This window comes from Chitinophaga sp. 180180018-3 (assembly GCF_037893185.1).
Taxonomy (GTDB): domain Bacteria; phylum Bacteroidota; class Bacteroidia; order Chitinophagales; family Chitinophagaceae; genus Chitinophaga.
In genome coordinates this window covers 4,186,537-4,207,764 of the sequence record NZ_CP140772.1, presented here as the reverse complement: position 1 = coordinate 4,207,764, position 21,228 = coordinate 4,186,537, and the positions used below count along the sequence as shown (strand labels likewise).

The 21,228-nt window shown below is 46.8% G+C and carries 15 protein-coding genes; 8 read left to right on the top strand and 7 right to left on the bottom strand.

Features of this window, described 5'->3' with window-relative positions; genetic code table 11:
- Positions 1–2 precede the first annotated feature (2 nt).
- Positions 3–584 (bottom strand): hypothetical protein, encoded by a 582-nt coding sequence (locus UNH61_RS16515; protein WP_326993073.1) that lies wholly within the window; start codon positions 582–584, stop codon positions 3–5.
- Between the two features lie 138 nt (positions 585–722).
- On the bottom strand, positions 723–2,447 hold the full coding sequence (locus UNH61_RS16510; protein ID WP_326993072.1) for a hypothetical protein: 1,725 nt from the start codon (positions 2,445–2,447) through the stop codon (positions 723–725).
- A 159-nt stretch (positions 2,448–2,606) separates the two neighbouring features.
- On the opposite strand from UNH61_RS16510, the gene UNH61_RS16505 reads away from it, so the two are divergent.
- On the top strand, positions 2,607–3,308 hold the full coding sequence (locus tag UNH61_RS16505) for a DUF2461 domain-containing protein (RefSeq protein WP_326993071.1): 702 nt from the start codon (positions 2,607–2,609) through the stop codon (positions 3,306–3,308).
- 9 nt (positions 3,309–3,317) lie between these two features.
- On the opposite strand, the gene UNH61_RS16500 is transcribed toward UNH61_RS16505, so the two are convergent.
- Both UNH61_RS16500 and UNH61_RS16495 read right to left on the bottom strand, forming a co-directional pair.
- On the bottom strand, positions 3,318–4,001 hold the full coding sequence (locus tag UNH61_RS16500) for a response regulator transcription factor (protein ID WP_326993070.1): 684 nt from the start codon (positions 3,999–4,001) through the stop codon (positions 3,318–3,320).
- Between the two features lies 1 nt (position 4,002).
- A complete protein-coding gene (locus UNH61_RS16495) occupies positions 4,003–5,511 on the bottom strand; it encodes a HAMP domain-containing sensor histidine kinase (protein WP_326993069.1) in 1,509 nt (502 codons plus the stop codon).
- Positions 5,512–5,657: 146 nt separating this feature from the next.
- Here UNH61_RS16495 and UNH61_RS16490 point away from each other — a divergent pair, with 146 nt between their 5' ends.
- Positions 5,658–6,455 (top strand): GLPGLI family protein, encoded by a 798-nt coding sequence (locus UNH61_RS16490; RefSeq protein ID WP_326993068.1) that lies wholly within the window; start codon positions 5,658–5,660, stop codon positions 6,453–6,455.
- A gap of 33 nt (positions 6,456–6,488) precedes the next feature.
- Here UNH61_RS16490 and UNH61_RS16485 read toward each other — a convergent pair whose 3' ends face one another.
- Positions 6,489–9,299 (bottom strand): outer membrane beta-barrel family protein, encoded by a 2,811-nt coding sequence (locus UNH61_RS16485; protein ID WP_326993067.1) that lies wholly within the window; start codon positions 9,297–9,299, stop codon positions 6,489–6,491.
- Between the two features lie 131 nt (positions 9,300–9,430).
- Between UNH61_RS16485 and UNH61_RS16480 the strand changes: the two genes are divergently transcribed.
- Positions 9,431–10,381, top strand: a complete 951-nt coding sequence (locus UNH61_RS16480) for a hypothetical protein (protein ID WP_326993066.1) — start codon at positions 9,431–9,433, stop codon at positions 10,379–10,381.
- A gap of 28 nt (positions 10,382–10,409) precedes the next feature.
- Here UNH61_RS16480 and UNH61_RS16475 read toward each other — a convergent pair whose 3' ends face one another.
- Positions 10,410–11,960, bottom strand: a complete 1,551-nt coding sequence (locus UNH61_RS16475) for a sulfatase-like hydrolase/transferase (RefSeq protein WP_326993065.1) — start codon at positions 11,958–11,960, stop codon at positions 10,410–10,412.
- Between the two features lie 134 nt (positions 11,961–12,094).
- Here UNH61_RS16475 and UNH61_RS16470 point away from each other — a divergent pair, with 134 nt between their 5' ends.
- The 5 genes from UNH61_RS16470 (at position 12,095) to UNH61_RS16450 (ending at position 20,005) form a co-directional block, all read left to right on the top strand.
- Positions 12,095–12,655: an RNA polymerase sigma-70 factor gene (locus UNH61_RS16470; RefSeq protein ID WP_326993064.1), complete on the top strand. Its 561-nt coding sequence runs from the start codon at positions 12,095–12,097 to the stop codon at positions 12,653–12,655.
- Between the two features lie 72 nt (positions 12,656–12,727).
- Positions 12,728–13,762 carry a FecR domain-containing protein gene (locus UNH61_RS16465; RefSeq protein ID WP_326993063.1) on the top strand — a complete coding sequence of 345 codons (1,035 nt, stop codon included), beginning with the start codon at positions 12,728–12,730 and terminating at the stop codon, positions 13,760–13,762.
- 108 nt (positions 13,763–13,870) lie between these two features.
- A complete protein-coding gene (locus UNH61_RS16460; RefSeq protein WP_326993062.1) occupies positions 13,871–17,194 on the top strand; it encodes a SusC/RagA family TonB-linked outer membrane protein in 3,324 nt (1,107 codons plus the stop codon).
- A gap of 29 nt (positions 17,195–17,223) precedes the next feature.
- Positions 17,224–18,753, top strand: coding sequence for a RagB/SusD family nutrient uptake outer membrane protein (locus UNH61_RS16455; protein WP_326993061.1), 1,530 nt, complete (start codon positions 17,224–17,226; stop codon positions 18,751–18,753).
- 175 nt (positions 18,754–18,928) lie between these two features.
- Positions 18,929–20,005, top strand: coding sequence for a serine hydrolase domain-containing protein (locus UNH61_RS16450; RefSeq protein WP_326993060.1), 1,077 nt, complete (start codon positions 18,929–18,931; stop codon positions 20,003–20,005).
- Positions 20,006–20,014: 9 nt separating this feature from the next.
- Here UNH61_RS16450 and UNH61_RS16445 read toward each other — a convergent pair whose 3' ends face one another.
- The gene (locus UNH61_RS16445) at positions 20,015–21,025 is read right to left on the bottom strand and encodes a hypothetical protein (RefSeq protein ID WP_339070174.1); all 1,011 of its coding nucleotides are present in this window, start codon (positions 21,023–21,025) and stop codon (positions 20,015–20,017) included.
- Between the last annotated feature and the right edge of the window lie 203 nt (positions 21,026–21,228).

Here is a 21,228-nt window from a genome sequence, read left to right as displayed (position 1 = left end):
TATTAAAGCCTGGATATAACTTTTTTAAGTGCTACTGCTGCCTGATGCACGCTGGTTTGCCAGTCATCTGCGGCGGCGCCATCCGCGCCATCCGAGATGTATTTCAGGCAAAGGAACGGGATCTGCTCCGTTTGAGCAACCAATGCCAGCGCATATGCTTCCATATCTACCACATTATAATCTTTTGCCGAATGATCCATTTCAAAACTATCTCCGGTGCCGCAAACCCCGTGCTCAACGCCTTCCGGTGCCAGGCCATAGCGTAATACCGGTTCCTGACCAGAAAGAGGTGTTTCATACAGCTGAAATCCCAACCCTCTTACATCCATGTCGCGTTGTATAAACCTGCTACAGCAGATCACTTCTCCGCGTTTAAAAGCATTGCTGCCCGCTGAACCCAGATTTATAATAATACCAGGCCTGTTAGTATGTATTTTTTTAGTAAGATGATAGGCCGCATTAACTTTCCCAATGCCCGTTATCAAAGGCGCATATTCTCCAAATTCTTCCGCAGCCTCCGCGCTCAATGCAAATACAAACAACGGATTGGCATAAGAAACCCCGGCTACCTTAAAATAGTCCATAGCTTTGAATTAATTCGTGCAAAGATAGAACTAAGAATTAAGAATAGGGAATGTGGAATTAAGAAACAGCGCGAAGACCTAAGCTGATAATAGTAAATCGCGCTGTTTCTTAATTCCACATTCCCTATTCTTAATTCTTCACAGCAGTATATCAATATCTGCTGTTGAGAAATACCTCGGTACTTCGTGGGGCGACAATATTACACCATATCTCAGCTTCAGGGGCAGCAGATATTGCAGCGGGATGCGCGCCCAGCTTTTCATGGTTTGGGGGTTGATATTGAAAAGCGACGACCACTGAAAGCCAACTGAAGGCACAAAGATGAACTGAGTGCCGCCGGAAGTGAACTGGGCGCCGGTTTCCACATAGCTGTAAAATGCCAGAAACCTTTTGTTGCTGATCCAGTAGTCGAAATTACCTTTGATACCTGCTCTTATCTGCTGGGCTGTAGCGGTGATAATGGCTGCTTTATCGTCTTTCAGGTTGGCGAAGCTGTAACTGACCGTATAGCCGAGCCAGTGATCCAATAATCCTTTCTTACCACCGTCGCTGTTGTAATCGAACCTCCTGCTGAAGTTGCCGGCATTGATCCTGATCTCTGGTCCGCGTACGTAGCGGTTGCTGAAAAAACCGCTGCTGAGGCCCAGTACCAGGGAGTTGCCCACCCGGCTGCGAACGAATTCGTGATATCGCAACGGTTGATTGGTTTTTCGTATAGCCGTGGTGATCATGGCCGGATCATCGAATAATGGATTCAGATCTGATTTGTATGGAATGGGCACCCAATCCAGCGCCGGAATATGCCGGATAAGATAAAGCGGCTGCTGCTCTTTTATGTCGGGGACACCTGCCAGAAAGGGCGTATATCCGTTACCGGTACCCCGCTGAAATGCGGCAGCCAGATCGCTCAATGAAAGGCTTACAGCATGTATGACACGATTGGATTCGGGCGTGAAATCAGCATAACGTATAGCCGGCAGCGTAGTGTCACCGGTCCAGCTGTGATGAGGATTGTTGAATTGTCCATCGCCATAGGCATGCCACATTTCCCCTTTCCGGTTCACTACATTACTGCCATTGGCGCAGTAGAAGTCGTGCAGCGGTTTGTTATTAGTGATCGACTGGAAAATGGTTCTGTTCACCACCAGATGCCCTGCAGAAAAAGCATCTTCCAGGAAATGATCTGCAAAAGCGTTGAAGAGAAAGGCATAGAATAGCAGTTGCCGGGCGGTAGTATCGTTGCTACGGCTCCATGCTCCGGCCTGTTCTGCCAGGTCTATCGCCAGTACGTGGAGGGTTACGTACATATTGATAGCATTCGTTTTCCCCAGCCGTTTAAAAATACCATCTACCAGGGAGGGATTTTCACATTGTTTGATATCAGTTTTATTGAAATGCCGGAGCTGATCCGTGAAGCCTCTGCGGTATTCATAAAAGTGTGAGATATTCACGGCTGCTTTTAAAGCGTAGCTAAAGTCAAGTTTCGATAGTTTCCCATCGGGGGCCGCTGTATAACCCATACGGATATACTGTTCATGCAGCTGTATAATCCGCTCCATGACGGAGCTCTGATACCTGAGCTGCTCTTCCAGCATCAGCGGATTGGCTTCATGATCGCCACTGAGCCCGTTCAGGATGCCATAAGTGATCCGGTGCCTGTCGGGCCCCGAAAAGTCGTTGAAATAATAATAACCACTCTGCTCGTCTTTCCGGATGTTAAGATAACCTAACACCACGTCCGGCTGAGTTTGTACGAACCTCATGAATGCAACATCTCCTATGATCTTATGTTCGCCATAGTTGTAGCCATACAGGTGAGGGGTGATGAAGAGAATAAAAAACACAACAATGAAACCTTTCATACAATGCGTTGTAGGTGCCTGAAAATGCAAGGTGTGCAGTTATAGGGAGGATGAAGGAAGGAAGGTAGGATTTTTTTTCTTCCATCAACAAAAAAGAAAAAACAAGATAAACAGCTGCCAGCTGTTTCCTATCTTTGAGATGGTAAAAGATAACAAATCATGGCAAAGCAATCTACCGGACAACCCGTCATTCCTCAGTCGGGATTTGATTTTATGACGAACCTGAAGAAGAACAACAATCGTGAATGGTTCAATGAGCGTAAAGATGTTTACCTGAAGGAGCTGAATAATATAGAAATATTTGCAGATGCACTATTGGCGAAACTTTCTATACACGATGTGATAGAAACGCCTTCAGGAAAGAAAAGCCTTTTCCGTATTTATCGTGATACCCGTTTTTCGCAGGATAAAACTCCGTATAAGACCCATTGGAGCGGCAGTTTCAAACGCGCCACCAAATACAGGCGGGGCGGGTATTATTTCCAGATCGAGCCGGGGAACAGCTTCATTGCGGGCGGCTTCTGGGGCCCGGTACCCGACGATGTGAAGCGGGTAAGAGATGATATCGCTTTTGATCCCACTCCCTTGCGGAAGATCCTGAATAGTAAGTCTTTCAAAACATTGTTCAAAACAATGGAAGGCGAGCAGTTAAAAAAAGTACCCCGGGGATATGATGCGGATCACGAAGCAGAAGATTTACTACGTTATAAGCAGTACCTGATGATCCGCCGTTTCTCAGACAACGAAGTACTGGATAAGGGATTTCTGAATGAAGTAGACCTTACCTTTAAAGGTATGCGCCCTTTCCTGGATTATATGAGCGAAGTGCTCACCGGCAACGCTAATGGGGAAGACGAGTAAACACCCGCGCTAACTCAGCACAAACCGGTATCCGATCCCCTTGATGGTTAATATCTGCAAATTCTCATCTTCTTTCAATCTTATCCGCAACCTGGTGATATAAACATCCAGGTTGCGGCTGTTGAAAAAGGAATCGTGGCCCCATAGCTGGTCCAGTATGTTTTTTCGGTCTATGATTCCCTGACGCTTTTCATATAAGAGCTTTAGCAACTCGCTTTCTTTATAGGATAATTTCTGCTCCGCACTATCCAGCAACAGCACCTGCCGGTTGGTATAAAACCTGAATTTTCCGATCTGGATGAAATCTGCTGTAGCATTGGAATTGACAGTGCTTTTGCGCAGTACATTATCTATACGAACAATCAGTTCTTCCATACTAAACGGCTTCCGTATGTAATCGTTGCCGCCGAGGGTAAAGCCCTTTACCAGGTCTTCTGTCTGCGTTTTAGCAGTGAGAAAAAGAATTGGTACATCGGGGTTGATACGGCGTATTTCTGTTGCAATCTCAAATCCGTCTTTGTTAGGTAACATCACATCCAGCACACATACGGTTGGATTGCTTTGCCTGAACAGCGTCAGCACATTAGCGCCGTCGCTTTCCAATATTACCTCAAAGTTCCTGCGTTGCAGGCTCTCCTTCACAATCTTTCCCAATGATAACTCATCTTCTGCGTATAGAATTTTGATTTTCATCTCAGCCAATTTTCATTTTCCTGATAACTTTCCTGCCATCGTAATCAATGACCGGCGCTTCTTCAAAAGGAAGCTTTATAGAGAATGTACTGCCTTTACCCACTTCGCTTTCTACTTCAATAAAACCCATATGCCGTTGTACAATATGTGCTACATAGCTTAGCCCCAGTCCGTAGCCTTTGGTATTATGCCGGTTGCCGTTGGGTACCCGGAAGAATTTTTCAAATACCCGTTGCCGGTATTCCTTCGCTATGCCTATACCGTTGTCGGTTACACGTAGTTCGATGTATTGTTTGTGATCAATCAACTGCACCAATATCTGCGGATTTTGCCGGCTGTATTTCAGTGCGTTGTCCAGCAGGTTGTACAGGACGCTGGCAATATGCAGTTTATCCGCCACAATATCGAAGCGGTGCCCTGTTCTGCTTAGCTCTACTGACGCGCGGTGTTTCTCAAACTGCAATTTCATGGAACCAATAATATCGCGGGCCAGATCAGTTAAGTTAAACTTTTCTTTATTTAACGCAATCTCCCGGTTCTCGAACATCGTCAGCTTCAGCACTTTGTCGACCAATAAACTGAGCCGGCTGATCTCATTCGCGGAGATGTCGAGGTACTCATTGGCTGTTTTGCGATCCTCCAATGCATCGAAGTTACGCAGCGCTTCAATAGCCACGCTAACCGTAGCAATGGGCGTTTTCAGCTCATGAGTGATATTACTGATGAAATCGTTTTTCAGTTGTGCCAGTTTCTGTTGCTGCTTCATATTGCGGTATACCATCAGGAAGGAGAGAATGGTAATAGCCATCAGGAAGAAAGATATCCATATAGGCTGACTGATACGCTTCAACAGGTACCAGGTGTTGTTATTGAACAAAAGGCGATAGCTGACAGGGCGGGTGAATCCTATTGTAACAATATTGCTGTTCAGATCGTCGGGAAACGCCTGCCACACGCCTTTCAACAGCGTAGGAATGGTGTCAACTGCGAAGGCCACGTTGATCTTTTCTTTATCCAGTGCCTGCTTATAACGTGTGGCAACATCTTTCAGGGTAATAGGCTGCTGGAGAGAATCCATATCCGACAGGAAACCGAATACTCTTCCGGCAGCTATGTGTTTAGCCGCTGCGAAATGTATGTTTCCGGAATCTTTATCAAGAGCAGCTGATTCAATGGGAGTGCTGGTGCTGGTATTAACGGAAATGTACATGGTCTGCCTGGTTGTGTGAGCAGCCGGCAGGCTATCCTCTATTACATTCCGTAATACATTGGCAACGCCCATGGCGCCGGTACCGTTCTGTATTCGTACACTAACAGTTGAATCCAGCTTGAATTTGGAAGCCTGGAGCCGGAATACGGTTTCCCTGAAGATGATATTGGTACGGGTTGAAAACAGTTTCTTTTCTTCCTGATAATTCTTATACAGCCAGTAGCCCTGGAAGGCAGCAATGAACAGGATGGTAAGTATAATCAGGAAAACAGTCACCCGTATAGACAGTTTATACCTCATATGGATACATAGTTCTGATGTTGCAAATGTATTGTTTCCTGCTGCCTGTTGAGAAAAACATTAACCTAAATTAACGTTAAATCAAGGCTCATTAACCTCTCTTGATCCGGGAAGAAGATAGTTTTATCCGACTAAACTAATACCATATGAAAAAAGTTATTTTTCTGCTCCCGGGCTGCCTGTGGCTACAGATAGCCAGAGCACAACAACAGCAGGGCAAGGTAGTATATGAGCGTACCATGCAGTTGAAGGTGATGTTACAAGGAGTAGGAGAGGAAGTGGCGCAAATGATGCCTACGTCCAGGAAAGACAAAATAGAAGTGCTGTTCGGTAAAGGGCAGGCGCTGCAACGGGCCGTGAATGAAGAAGACGCTCAGGCCGATATGGCGGATGCTGAAAGTGGTATGCATGTAAAATTTGTCATGGCCGGAAACGATGAGCAAACCTTCAGCAGCTTTAAGGATTCCCGTACGGTAAAGCAGATGGAACTGGGAGGGAAGCAATACCTGCTGACAGACAGTATCCATAAAATGAACTGGAAAATAACCGGGGAGACAACCACCATCCTGAATTATCCCTGTCAGCAGGCAGTGGCGCAGCATATTGGTAAAAGAATCGCTACCACGATGAAGGATGGAGAAATGAAAACTACCGAGGTAGCAGATACTTCCAATATGGTGGCCTGGTTCACTATGCAAATCCCGGTGCCGGCGGGGCCTGAGCTACAGGGGCAGCTGCCCGGGCTTATTCTCGGTCTTGATATGGGGACGCTTACCTACAGGGCCGTCTCTTTATCGCCTGATGTTGATCTGGCTGAGTTAAAGGAGCCCACTAAAGGAAAGAGAATAACGACAGAAGAATTTAATAAGGAACGTGATAAGATGTTCAAAGAGATGCAGCAAAGGACCTCAGGGAGAGCGACCACCATCAAAATAGGTCAATAAAAAAAGCGCCGGAATCATTTCCGGCGCTTTCGTTTAATGCCTTATCATCCTCATTCCGCCAGCCTCCCGCCCCTGGGTAAGACCACTTTTACTAAGGCTGTACGTGAAGCTCAGCAACAGATAACGCTGAAGATTCCGTACCCGGATATCTTCAATGTAGTTCTGGTTGCTACTGCGGCTTATACCCACATTTTCATTGAACAGATCATACACACTCAGCTTCAGCTCTCCCCGGTTGGAATGCAGGAACTGCCTGCTGAAAGAAGTATTACAAATGGGTACGCGTGTATTGTAACCATTTGTTCGCCCGTTGTTGATAATATAGGTGAAGCTGGTGTTGAAGAAGAAATTGGAAGGCAGCTGCCAGTTGAACTCTCCTTCATACTGCTGCGAAAAGTACCGGGTACTGAGGGCCGACTGAAGGGAGTAGGAGGTCTGGTAGTAGTTAAGTCCCGCGCTGAGCGATAGGTCAATTTTTTCCGTTGGGTTCAGATTGAACCGGAGTCCGGGTCCGAGCGTGAAGCTGCGTATGGTATTAGCGGCCTTGTTGATAAACTGCTCTGTTTTCGTATAGCCGGTGTTGGCGCTGATATTGACGTTACCTTTCCATATTGGCAAGGGGAGTCCGAGTTGTACGGTACCGCTCATATTATAGACGCCGTTTACATTTACAGGCCGGGTTCTTTTCACGCCAAGACTATCCACCACATCGCTGTTTACTATCTTATGCTGTGTTTCCTGCAGATTGAAGAACGCAAACAGGTTTTTATTCCTGAAGGGATTCACCGAAATGAAATTCATTTGCAGCGCATGTGTAAATTCCTGTTTCAGGTTGGGGTTACCTTCTTTGATATTGAGTGGATCGGAGATGTCAGGAACAGGTTGTAACTGCGACAACGTGGGCTGATTGGTGATAGCTGCGTAGTTAATACTGAGATTCCGGTATTTGGTGAAATTGTATTGGAATCGCATGGATGGCAGCAGGTTATAGAACGTTTGCCGGATGATGGAATCTTTCACACCGGAAATGATCTTACCTTCCAGGGCGGCCTGTTGCCAGTTAAGCCCTAATGCGAAATTATATTTCTTCTGCCTGGTACGTATGCGCAATCCTGCATTCGTATATCCGTAAACGTTTTCAAAATTGTTGCTGAGCGGTTTGTTCAGCTGATCAAATTTTCCGCTGGCAGCATTGTAATCGTAGGTGGTCCTGTCGGATGTACTTTGAGAAGAACTGTGGCCTATGCTGGCTTCCAGCAGCGATCGTTTGAATAACGGTTCTGTATACACGGCCCTGGCATTGTAGCTGTTCAGGCTTCCGGAAGTATTGGTTTGCTGATGAATGGTATCGTTCGTAGGCTGTTGGTGCAATAGGAACTGGTTGCCGGACAACAGGTAGCTGTTGCCGTTGCTTTTGTTATAGCTGTTTTGCAGCTGTAAGGAAAAGGTACGGCCGCTGCGGCGGAATTTTTTCCGGAACAACACATCATTGCTGAAATTAGACCCGGTACCATTGGACGAGCTGTTGTTAAATCCGCGTATAGCCGGAACGCCTTTGCCGGTCAGCGTTTCGTAGGTACTGTTGCTACTTCCGGAGGTTTCCTGGTAGCCTCCGGAAGAGGTGATTTTCACAGAGTGGAAGGAATCGATTTTGATATCGGCGCTCATATTCAGCCGGTGGGTATTGCTGATCGTATTGCTGTTGGCCTGCTGGTGATAGAAGTACGACGAATCCGGCAGGAAGTATTGGCGCTCTGTCTGGCTCTCCTGTTGAGGGCTGTAACGGTTAAAGAAATAGTTGCTGGTGAAATCAGTTTTCTTTCCTATCATATTATTGTAATTCAGACCTCCTCCGAAAATGGTATTGATACCATAGTTGTTGGCCCCCATCATAGCAGCCATCGGATCGTCTGAGTTCATGGTAAAGCTCATGGTGCCGCCACCACTTTGGCGCATACGGTTCAGTTCCCCGCTAAAGTTCATCATATCCATAAAAGAAAAGCCCTCTGCATTGGTGTTATTGCCCATGCCGATAGCGGAGAGCTGGCGAGCCCCTTTAAAAGAGTTAATATTAAAGCGGCTTTCATAACGCCCATTGTTACCACCTCCGGCCATGGCTTTACCAAAGAGCCCTTTCTTCTTATCCCGCTTCAGTTTGAGGTTGATCGTTTTTTCGCTGTTGCCGTCATCGAAGCCGGTCAGTTGCGCCGCATCGCTCATCCGGTCGTATACCTGTACCTTATCAACTGCATCGGCAGGCAGATTTTTGGTTGCAATCTTAGGATCGGTGCCGAAGAATTCCTTGCCGTCTACCAGCACACGGTTTACCTTCTGCCCCTGGGCTTTGATGCTGCCGTTTTTGTTGACCTGTATGCCGGGCATTTTTTTCAGTAACTGCTCTACACTCGCATTTGGCGGCGTTTTAAAGGAGCCGGCATTGTACTGCACCGTATCGCCCACCAATGTTACCGGTGGTGCTTCCGCAGCTACTTCTACTTCGCTGAGCTGCCTGCTCAAATCGTGTAATGCTATCGCCGGAACAGTCACATGTGTCTGGCCGGCATTGATGCTGACTGCCCGGCTTGCAGCATGGTATTTTATATGTGTGATCAACAACCGGTATTCCCCGTTTCCGATGCCCGAAAGCTCAAAGTGCCCTTTACTATCGGTCATGGTGAAGCTCACCAGTGAAGAGTCTTTCTTTTGTAACAATGTAATAGTAGCAGATTCCACCGGCTTACCAGCCAGGGTATCTGTTACATTGCCACTGATAGTACCGTTTTTTTGCGCGTGCGCTGCCAGCCCGGCACAGCATGCGATAAGTAGTAGAAGTTGTTTTAACATAGAGATGTTTTACTGCCTGCTAATGTAGTCCGGGGCCTGTCAAACGGAGGTTAACAAGCCTTGCTTTAATGTTAAGGAAGGTTAATAAATTGGAGATTGCTTATATTTAAGCAGGTTAACCAATATGTGTAATGGAAAATTATCTTGCTGAACTGATCAACAGAATGAATGACAACAGTGATATGCCATTGCCTGCCGGTAAAAGCAGTGCAGATACCATTTCCTGGAAAGCCATGAGAGAGGCGGAAAAGGTAGAAGATGTTGCTTATATCCCTCCGCTGATGGCGTTTATAAATATGGAGAAGGATATAAATAAACGAGACCGCGCTTATTTTATACTCGGGCATATTGCGAAAAACACCGGCGATATGGATGCTGCTGTTTTTCTCATCAACAGGGTGGGGAAAGAAAAACAACGCTATGTGCTCTCTTCGCTGCTCGACCGGATTTCGAATCTGAAAAAACCGGCGGGTACCGATCTTTCTCCTTTGATCAACGCCACTGGCAATGATGCCTGGGATATCCGGCAAAGTGCTATAAAGGCGTTAAGCCTGGCGGAAGGAAAAGAGGCCGAAGAAACATTGTTACGGATCATTGAAACGAGCCATAGTGAGTACGACCTTTTGTATGCCAATAATGCTTTGTCTACTTCCGGTTCCAGCAATAGTATCCCGGTGTTGATGAAGCTGCTCGGCCATAAAAAGCAGGATGTATCCGGTACTGCCTTATACGCCATTTTGAAACTTTCGGGCCCGGAAATGCTGCCGCTGTTCCTCGAACAGCTGGAACATGGCCGAAACAAATTCACCGCATTGTATGGCGTGATCCGGTACGGCGATGCGAAAGTAGTGCCGAACGTGGTTAAAAGAGTGAACCAGCTGGTAGCAAAGCAGCGTGCCATTGAAGCCATAGGTACCGGCGGTAAAACGGAGATTATTGTGGCATTGGAGTTCCTGGTGAAATATGCGCAGGAAGAGCCATCTATCCGGAAATTATACGAATTGCTGCGGCATAAAAAATACAGCCTGCTATGGGACAGTGAAAAGAAATGGCTGGCCGATTACCGTAAGCATTTTGAATAGTTGGGAAGACAGATTAGCCTGCAGCAGCTCATTCCCTGTACCAGCCGTTTTCCAGGTTTCCTTCGCAGGCCCTTGTTAATATGGCTTTCAACGCGCTTGTTTTCTCCGGTTGTGCCTGTATAAGGTCTTTGGTTTCTCCCGGATCATCGGGCAGGTAGTAGAGCTGAAATACTTTCTCCGGGGCAAAATACCGCAGCTTCCAACCGTTGCTGTCGATCACGGCAGGCCCCATGTAAGAGCCAAATGTTACGGCGTTATGGCTGCTGCCGCGTTGCTCCAGTAACGCAGGAAGGTAAGACAGGCCATCTTTCTCTTCTGTTACCGTTACGCCCAGCAACTGGGCCATGGTAGGCAGCAAATCGTAGTTGCTGACCAGTTGATGGGAAACGGCGCCTGCTTTGATTTTACCTGGCCAGCAGGCGATCAGCGGCACCCGTACACCGCCTTCCCAATTGCTTCGTTTCAGTCCGGCCAGACTCGCATTCCCATTGAATATATCGCCTCCTATGTTACTATAAAATTTTGTATGCAGGTTGTCGAATAGCTGGCCGGTGCGCATATCCCGGTAAGGTTTTTCTACACGTCCTTTCATGGAATAGTATATTTCATGCCCGTTGTCGGAAGAAAAAATAATCAGTGTGTTGCTGTCGAGATGCAACCTGGCCAACTCCCCTAATATCATCCCCACATGGTCGTCGAGCCGTTTTACCATCGATGCATATTCTTTTTCAATCCCTGTCAGGCTGTCGTTGAACGCAAACTCGGGATCTATGGCCGGAATAGCCACAGGGCCATGAGGGAGTTGGGATGGATAGTAGAGAAAAAACGGCTGATGTTGATGTGTGTCTATAAAGGAAATAATTTTTTGAATAAAAAGATCTTCTGAATATACCGCTTTGCCGTTCCTGTTCCAGCGATTTCTGGCAGCTGCCGGTGTTTCGGGCTCTTCCGACTTACCTGCATCTGCATAAGTATTACCCGGAATATTAATTACCCGTCCGTTTTCGAAAACGAAGGGAGGATAGAAGCCGTGGCACATTTCATGATCGAGGTAGCCGTAGTAATAGTCCCAGCCATGCGCTTTCAGTTGTTGTGTACTTGCAGAGAAGCCCCATTCCAGTTTCCCGATCTGTGCGGTGGTATAGCCGGCTTTTTTGAATACCTGCGGCAGGAATACCTGGGTGCCTTCCACGCCGTTGGCCTGTTGTACGGATTGTTCGATAGAGGCAAGATCCCGCTGGCCGGTGGCCAGGTCTTTGTAAGCGCCACCGCCGGTAACCTTCCATTTCCCCGGGCGGCAGTCGCTGTACCCTGTAATCAGGCTTGCCCTGGCTGGAGCGCACAGGTGGGCGCCGTAGGCACGGGTAAACTGCATGCCTGTTTCGGCGAGGCGGTCGATATTCGGGGTCTTAATGATGCGTTGTCCGTAGCAGGAGAGAAGTCCCAGCCCAAGGTCATCTGCATAAATAAATATAACATTGGGCTTTCCCTGCCTGGCCTGCGCCTGAACAGCACGGAATGCCGGCTGTATACACAGGATGGCTGTAAGGAACGTGGATATCCATTTGTTCAGCTGCATGGAATCTATTTAAGCTCTGGTAAGATATTACCATAAATGGTTGATATGCCCTTATGGATAATATAATATTACGAATAGAGAATCTACCATAAAAGGGGTGTTGAAAAGAGTACTAACTTAGTTAGTCCACGATTATGAACAAACAACAACCAAATTACGCAGCTTTTCTGCAAAACGGAGATATGGCGTCGTTCAGGCACCTGGTAAAGGAGTTTGGGACCAGCCTCCGGTATTTCGCTGCGGGTATTGTTGGAAATGAGCAGGAAGCGGAGGAAATAGTGTCGGATGTTTTTGTGAAGATATGGCAACAACGAGGGCAGCTGCCAGCTCCGGAGCACTTCAAATTCTATCTTTTTAAAGCCGTTAAAAACACGGCACTGAATTATCTGAAAAGCAACGGCCGCCGGCAGGCGCACCAGGCTGAATGGGCTGTTCAGGTACAAGGCCCCGCAATTCCTAACCCGGAAGATGTGATGATCAGCAAAGAGCAGGTAGGCCGAATACAGCAGGTGATTCAATCATTGCCTCCCCGTTGCCGGCAGATCTTTATACTGGTGAAGGAAGATGGCCTCACGTACGAACAGGTAGCGCAATTACTGGATCTGTCCAAGGCTACCGTAAATGTTCAGATGACCCTCGCTACCCGGAAAATTTGGGCTGCATTGTCTACCGCAGCTACGTTTTCTCATTCCTGAAAAATTTTTTTGCCGGGCTTAATTGTTTTCTTGTTTTCCGTTGTTTTTATAACAGTATATTATCATTGACAGATGACTCAACGATTTTGGGAGCTCATGTCGCGGTACTGGAACCGCGAGATATCCAATGAAGAACTGTCAGAGCTGGAGTCCATGTTGTTACAGCATCCTGATGCCTGGTTGAAATCTGGCATGATGGATCAGTTGGTATTCAAAAAAGAGGCTGAATCGTCCGAAGAGGTAACGGATCGCCTGATGGAAAAGATCAGCCTTAAAGCAGGAGGTCTGGAGCAGCAACCGGCAAAGCAGAAAAAAAGATGGTGGATACCGGTAGGTATGGCAGCTGTGCTGGCAGGCGCCCTGTTGGTATATCATTTTTACAATAGAAACGACGGCGTTTATAAAGAGATGACAACAGAAATGGGCATGAAAACTAAAAAACGACTTTCCGACGGTAGTGTGGTGTGGTTAAATGCGGGTAGCCGTTTGCGTTATCCGGAAAAATTCAGCAGCGGCCAGCGGGAAGTATACCTGAGCGGGGAGGGGTATTTCGAAGTAAAAGCATCTGCAGGTCATCCTTTTATTATTCATACCAGTAAGATGGATATACGGGTATTGGGAACGGAATTCAACGTACGCTCTTACGACGACGAAGATTTTGCGGAAACTGCCCTCATCAGAGGAGCTGTGGAAGTGGCCATGAAAGAAACCGGTAACAATGCACCGGTGTTGTTAAAACCCAATCAGAAAATTATCTGGAAAAAGCCGGCAGCTGCTGTTAGTGCTGGCGTAGGGCTGAAAAAAACGGCAGATAAGGCCGTTGTTGAACGGCAGCCACTGTCCACCGTTTCGGGCGATAGTAGCCTGATCGAAGAAGTAGCATGGATTAATAATCAGTTTGTTTTTTATAATGAAACATTAGCCAGTTTATCAACCAGATTGGAACGCTGGTACGGCGTGAAAATTGTCATTCAGAATCCGGAGCTGAGAGAATTCAGGTTTTCCGGTCGTGCTAATAATATATCAATTGAGAAGCTCCTGGACATTCTCCGTAAGATTCAACCATTCGAGTACGAAATCCGGGAAAACACGGTAATCATTCAATAACATATCGCAATGCAATACATAAGCACCTAATGGGAGGAAAACTCCCTAACGGGAATGTATTTTTCCCGGTGAAGAAAAAAAGATCTCTCTATTAATTCCATCCTGGTTATGAACAAACACAAATCACAAGCGGGGCTTGTGCCGCCCCCTTATGCGCATAAGTTATTGCGCACAATCCGCTTTTCCTGTCTGTTGCTGCTGGCCGTTTTCCAGGCCTCGGCGGCGAGTTTTTCGCAAAACAGGTTCCCTGTGTCTTTCGACAAGGCCGATGCAGAAAGAGTATTGCAATACCTCGAACGAAAATCCGGGTATGCGTTTTACTACAGCAACAATGAAATTGAAAAACTGCCCAAAATAACGCTGAGCCTTTCTTCGGCTACATTACCCGAAGCCCTGGAAGCGGTATCCGGCATCACCGGGTTACACTATGCGATACTCGATGATAATACGGTGGTGATCCGGAAATCGGCCGGAAACCTGCAAACCACCAAGATCACCGGTAAGGTCACTACAGAAAAAGGAATGCCGCTACCTGGTATCACCATACAGGTAAAAGGATCCACTATTGGCACCACTACAACTGCCGACGGACTATTTACGCTGCAGGTACCGGACAATGCTATACTGGTATTCTCCGGCATCGGTTACCTCCGGCAGGAAATACCTGCTGATGGCCGCACACATTATACCATTGTGATGAAAGAAGATATTGCAGGCCTTAATGAAATTGTGGTAGTAGGCTATGGCACACAGGAAAAACATAAGCTGACCAGTTCTGTAGCTACCGTTTCCGGCGCAGAGCTTAACAAACGTGTGGTAACAAACCCTGTAGCGCTGCTACAGGGCCAGGTACCCGGGCTACAGGTGATACAGGGCTCCGCAGAACCTGGCAACGAAAACCTGCAGCTACGCATCCGTGGGGTAAGTACTTTCAGCGGCGCAGGTAATGATCCGCTGGTGATCGTAGACGGGCTGCCCGGAAGTATGAGCGTACTCAATCCCAACGACATAGAATCCGTTTCCGTACTGAAAGATGCGGCCTCCGCTGCCATCTATGGATCACGCGGCGCCAACGGCGTAATTGTCGTGAAAACCAGGAAAGGAAAGGGGGGCGCCTTCTCCCTGTCTTACAATTATAACCTCGGTATCTCCAAAGCAGCAAAGCTGCCCAGTGTGATCACTAATTCTGCCGAGTACATGGACCTCTCCAATGAAGCAAGGGTTAACTCCGGCTATGCCCCGCTCTACACCCAGGCGCAGATCGATCTTTACCGTAACGCTACCGACCGTACGAAATATCCCAATCATAACTGGCTGGATGATATTTTCAAAACAGCCTATACCCAAAATCATTACCTCAACATGAGCGGCGGAAAAGATAACACCAACTACAGCCTCGGATTGGGTATCAGCTCACAACCTGGTGTGATGATAGGTTTCGACTACAAGAAATATACGCTGGACTTAGGATTATCATCTCGCATCAATAAACGTGTGACCCTGGGAACGAATGTACAGATGCAGTACGGCGACCGTAAGTATCCTGAAAACGGTGCCGGTGATATGTTCCTCTCCGCCCTGGCACAATCGCCCCTGTATCCGGCCCGTACCGCCGACGGCCGCTGGATTAAGAAAGCCTATTCCAACGAATTGGGAAACAAAAACCCCGTGGCTATCGTGGATGAAGACATCCGCATCAGGGCAAAGGACTACTACGCACAGGGCAACCTTTCCCTCGATGTAGATATCATCGATGGCCTGAGATGGGAGAACCGTGCCGGCATGAACTACGATGCGTATAAATACAGCGATTTCCGCCCCGTAATTCAGACGTACTACTTCAATGATATGAGCAGCGCTGGTATCCTCGATGATGGCTCTCCTGGCTTTACTACGGGCAATAAAAGCAATATCTACACAGTGCTGTACAGCCAGTTTACCTACAAGAAAAAATTCGGGGTACACAATGTTTCTGCCCTGGCGGGTTTCCAGGAAGAGCAGAACAAATCCGATAACCTTGATGCTGGCCGGCGGCAATATGCTACCAACCTGCTGAAAGAACTGGATGCCGGCCCTACCGACGGACAGTGGAATGGCGGTACTTCCAATTTATGGGCGATCCGCTCTTTTTATGGAAATGCCAACTACGACTATCGCGATAAATACCTGGTTAGCGGAAGCCTTCGCTACGATGGTACTTCCCGCTTACCGTCCAACAGTCGCTGGGGCCTCTTTTACTCTGTAGCAGGCGCATGGAGGATCTCGGAAGAAGCTTTCCTGAAGAAATCTTCCTGGATAAATGATATCAAATTAAGAGGCTCTTTCGGCCAGCTCGGTAATCAGAATATCGGTGTTTACCCGTATCAACCTACATTAAATCAAACACAATATGTCTTCAATAATTCAGTTACTACCGGGTTTACTCCCGGCAGCCTGGTAGATCCCAGCCTGACCTGGGAAACTACCCGCGTACTGGACTTTGGCCTGGATTTCACCATTCTCAATAACCGCCTCACTTTTACGGGCGACTGGTTCAATAAATATACCTTCAATATTCTCCGTGGCTCCCAGGTGCCCCTGTGGCTGGGATTAGGCGCACCTACCATCAATAACGGCGCCGTGCGTAACAAAGGATTCGATTTCAGCGCCCAGTACCGGGACGCCATAGGGAAAGACTTTTCCTATAACGTGGGCGTTACTTTTCAGGCTTACAAAAACAAGCTGGAGAAATTCGGTAAACGGGAAATCAGCGACCATACCATCCGCGAAGAAGGCCATGAGCTGGATGGATACTACATGTACATCTGGGATGGCATCTTCCAGAGCCAGGATGAAATCAACAAATCGCCCAAACAGCCGGTTACGCCTACCCCTGGTGATCTGAAGATAAAAGATGTGGATGGCAACGGCGTGATCGATGATAAAGACCGCACCTATGTAAAAGGACGCTATCCAAATTTCCAGTTCTCTTTCAACCTCGGTGCTTCCTGGAAAAATTTTGACTTCAGTGCGCAGCTCTATGGTTCACAGGGTCAGAAAGTATATGTAACCGGATGGGGAATAGAGCCGTTCCGTCAGGGATCCATTCCTACTACCGACTGGCGCAACCGCTGGACGCCTACACATCCCAGCACCACCATGCCCAAGATCTATGTGGCAGACGGATACCAGCCGGTACAGAACTATCCGTCCACTTATTTCCTGAAAGACGGGTCATTTGTGCGCTTACGCAATGTGCAGCTGGGCTATACCCTGCCGCTGAAAACTATCAGCCATGTAGGGATGAAATCGTTGCGTATTTATTGCAGTGCCGATAACCTGTTTACGATCAGCAACTACCCCGGGCTGGATCCTGAGCGCCTGGGAGATGGTGCTTACGTTACCTATCCGCAGATCAAAACGTATACATTCGGTGCTACTGTGCAGTTCTAAAAAATCCTGTCAATGTTAAAATTATGGTTATGAAAAGATATTTTCCGTTTATCATATTACTGTTGGCACTGGGAGCCTGTAAGAAAGAGTTCCTGGATGTTACACCTACCTCCAAAGTATCGTCGCTGGTATTCTGGAAGTCGCCCGCCGACGCAGATCAGGCACTTGCTGGTCTTTACAGCTTTCTTTATGCCACCGGCAACGATTACGCTACCTCCCAGTATACTGTTACTTCCTGGGATAATTTTACTGACGATTCGTATGGGCAATACCGTTATGGAGGAGGTATCAATGTACCTATCACACCACAATCCGGATCATTTGTATCTGCCTACTATACCAATAATTATCAGGCAATAGCTGCTATCAATTCATTCCTGGCCAACGTGAGCAAAGTGCTGCAGGGCGACCAGCTGACTAAATACCAGGGAGAAGCGTATTTCCTGAGGGCGTTCAATTATTTCTGGCTGGCAGAATTGTATGGCAACGTACCGATTGTTACAGAAGATCCGGCTACTATCGATTTCAAGTCTACCCGCGCGAAATCCACCAGGGCAGAGGTGCTGGCCCTGGTAGAATCAGATCTGGATAAAGCTATTGCAGCTTTACCGGATGTGGCTTATGGAGATGGACACGCCACAAAAACCACGGCGCAGGGATATAAAGTACGTGTGCTGCTGTTTGAGAAAAAATTCCCTGAAGCAGCGGCGCTGGCGCAGCAGGTCATCAATGGTAACAAGTATAGCCTCAATCCTAATTACATGGCTAACTTCTATAAACCCGATCAGAACTCCAGCAAGGAAGTAATGTTTTCCGTGAAATACCTGAAGCCGAATGTACTGCATCAGGATGTGGCTTTCGCCGTACACCTGCAACGCTGGAAAGGAGAGCTGGGTACACAGGATCTGATCGACGAATATGAAGCGGCCGACGGAAAAGATACCGCCTCCTCCGCGGTATACGTAAAAGGACAGCCCTACGAAAACCGCGATCCGCGTATGCGCATGACTTTCTTCTTCCCGGGCGATACCAAGGCCCAGAGCTGGCCTTTTACGGGCGACCTGGCCATTGCAACTCCCGGCAAAGACTCCTGGATCAAAGGATACTATGCCGTAAAAAAATGGCTGGATCCTTCCCTTGTCAATCCCGATTATGGCACCATCGACGATGGAGATTTTGTGCTGCTGCGATATGCAGATATCCTGCTGATGTATGCAGAAGCGCAGAACGAAGCAGCTGGTCCGGATGCCAGCGTGTACGATGCCATCAGGCAGGTGAGGAGCAGGGCTGGTATGCCGCCGTTACAACCGGGGCTCTCCAAAACTGCCATGACCGCGGCTATCAGGCATGAGCGCCGCGTAGAATTTGCGCTGGAAGGATTACGTTATTTTGATTTGAGAAGATGGGGAACTGCCTTGCAGAAGCTGAATGGATTTGTACAGAACCCGCTGTTCCCGGATATTAAGACCAGCTATAAGGCGGCGTATGAGTACTGGCCTATCCCGCAAACGGAGATTGACAGGAATGCGCCGGCGTTGGTACAGAATCCGGGGTATTGAGTTTTGAGGAATAGCCAAACGCCGGGAGGGCGTTTGGCTATTCCTTATCAGAAAACAGCCCGTTTGTTAATTGTTTTATTATCTATATTCGTGTTCGTGTAAGCGCCTACCAGGGTATTGTTGATGACAAAAGAAAATAAACAACCACCTCGTATTACCTTATATCTGACACGTTATGAGAAAAATATTTTTTGTCCTGGCCCTCTTCTCAGCTATCCATCCCGTTACCGGACAATCCTCTAAAACAAATCTCTTTATCGATTCTTTTGTACAAAAGAATAATTTTAATGGCACTATCTTACTGGCAAAAAATAATAAGGCCTGGTATAAAAAAAGTTTTGGATCAGCCAACTTTCAGCAGAAAATACCCAATACACCTGATACCAGGTATAAGATTGCTTCCATTACCAAAGCCTTTACTGCCGTATTGATTCTACAACTTTATGAGCAAGGTAAAATTGATTTAAATAAAACAATCAACGCTTATTTACCGGACTATAAGGGCGAAGCCGCCGATAAAGTTACGGTGGCTGAACTGCTGAACATGACATCGGGCATTCATAATATGGATGCCGGCGTTACCGCTGAATCAGCCATAAAAAACGGAATGCCGCAGTACCAGATGCCACATACTGCGGATGAAATGCTGACACTTTTCAGCAGCGGCAAGTTAGAAACCGAACCAGGTAAAGTATGGGACTATAACAACGCCGATTATATTATACTTGGTAAAATGATTGAACACCTCACCGGGAAAACGTTCGAAGAAAATCTAACCTCGCATATACTACAACCTTTGGTGATGGCTAATACAGGTATTGCCTATCAGCACAAGATCATCCCTCAGCTCGCTGATACTTATTTTTACAGAGATGATATGAAAGCTTTGGTGAACGACCTGCCTGTTTACCTGGAGAACTGGTACGCAGCCGGCGGCATGTACTCTACTGTTGACGATATCCTGAAATTTGCCAATGCGTTGTTCAGCAGAAAATTATTGCAACAGGCTACACTTAACCTCATGTTTACTTCCGGGCTGGGTGAATATGGTTACGGTGTCTGGGTATATAAAAATTATGACATTCACCATAAAAATTATACAATCATTAAAAGACCAGGCTCTATTATGGGAGCACAGGCGATGTTGTTTCATGTGTTGGAAGAAGGCTCCACTATTATCATCCTGAGCAATACCGGCACAACAAGTCTGGATGATTTTGCTGCAAAAATAGCGGGAGAGATTATTCATTAAAGTGAATAGCTATTTAAGCTCTTTTACCTCCAGGGAAAATCCCCCTTTACTACTCGTAACCTGCTTCCCATTCACATCAAAGAAATAATATTTATCCGATGATATAACATAACCATTTTTTAAAATAGCCCCTTCAGAAAAAAGCTTTTCAAGATCTGTATCAAATGTTTTAACAATAGCCCCCGTATTAGCATTCAACAATTGTATCTGATAGCGTTCATCTTCGGCTGAAGTAGGTTTGTTGCCTATCATTACAAGAGAATCATTAAACGCCAACATCACTGGTTGAAAATAATTTCTACCTGGGGTAAGATCTTTGTAACTAAGCAGCCTGGAATCTTTTGCACTACGGTCGGAGATGGATATCTTCGTATCCCGCTGCAGAGAGAAAAGAGGATCAGCTCTGGGATACCCATACTGATAACTATAGGTGTATTTTATCAATACTCTCTTTTCATTTGGGGTATTCTCATGCACGCCATTAAAATTGTAACCGGTTTTTATCAGCGGCTGTGGCAGTTCCTGAGCCATTGCCGTGTTGAAAGCACTTTCTGTATACACCTGGTTGATAAGCGGCAGGAAGAAAAGCGTTCTGCCATCATTGGTAACCAATTTATAGACCGAACCATACTTTTTACCCATGAAATCAATCCTCGCAATACCAATATTTAATGCCGGATTCCCCTTTTCATACTGTTCCTGTATATCGGCTATTGCCGCACTGTCGGGATGAATGCGATACACATGCCTGTGTTTAACGATGATATAAAGATGATTATCATCAAACGCCTGCATCCGGAAATCGTCGCCAGTGCTGACCTGAACGCCACTCATTTCTTTTACCCACTTTTTTTTCAGCGTGGCGGCATCATATAATCCCGCATAAACGGTGTCTTCCGCGGTATCCCCCGATTTCCTGTCTTTAATCTGCCCAACTATAGCCAAATAAGGAGTCCCGTCGTTTTTTAATTGTAGCTGGCATAGCGCATTAGCCCAGAAGTAATTTTTTTCTTCATTCATGGGTGATGGCTCTGTGTAGCGGGATTCAACACGCGTATCATGACGTGCCTTCGATGAAAAAATGCCCTTGATGATCCTCGGCACAATGAATAAAAGTAAAAAGCCAACCGCCCCGAAAACAGCTATTTTCCTTGCAGTCACGCTGTTTTGGGGGCGGTTGTAATTATAATTAATGTTGATGTCATCTGAATCCAGAAAGAATT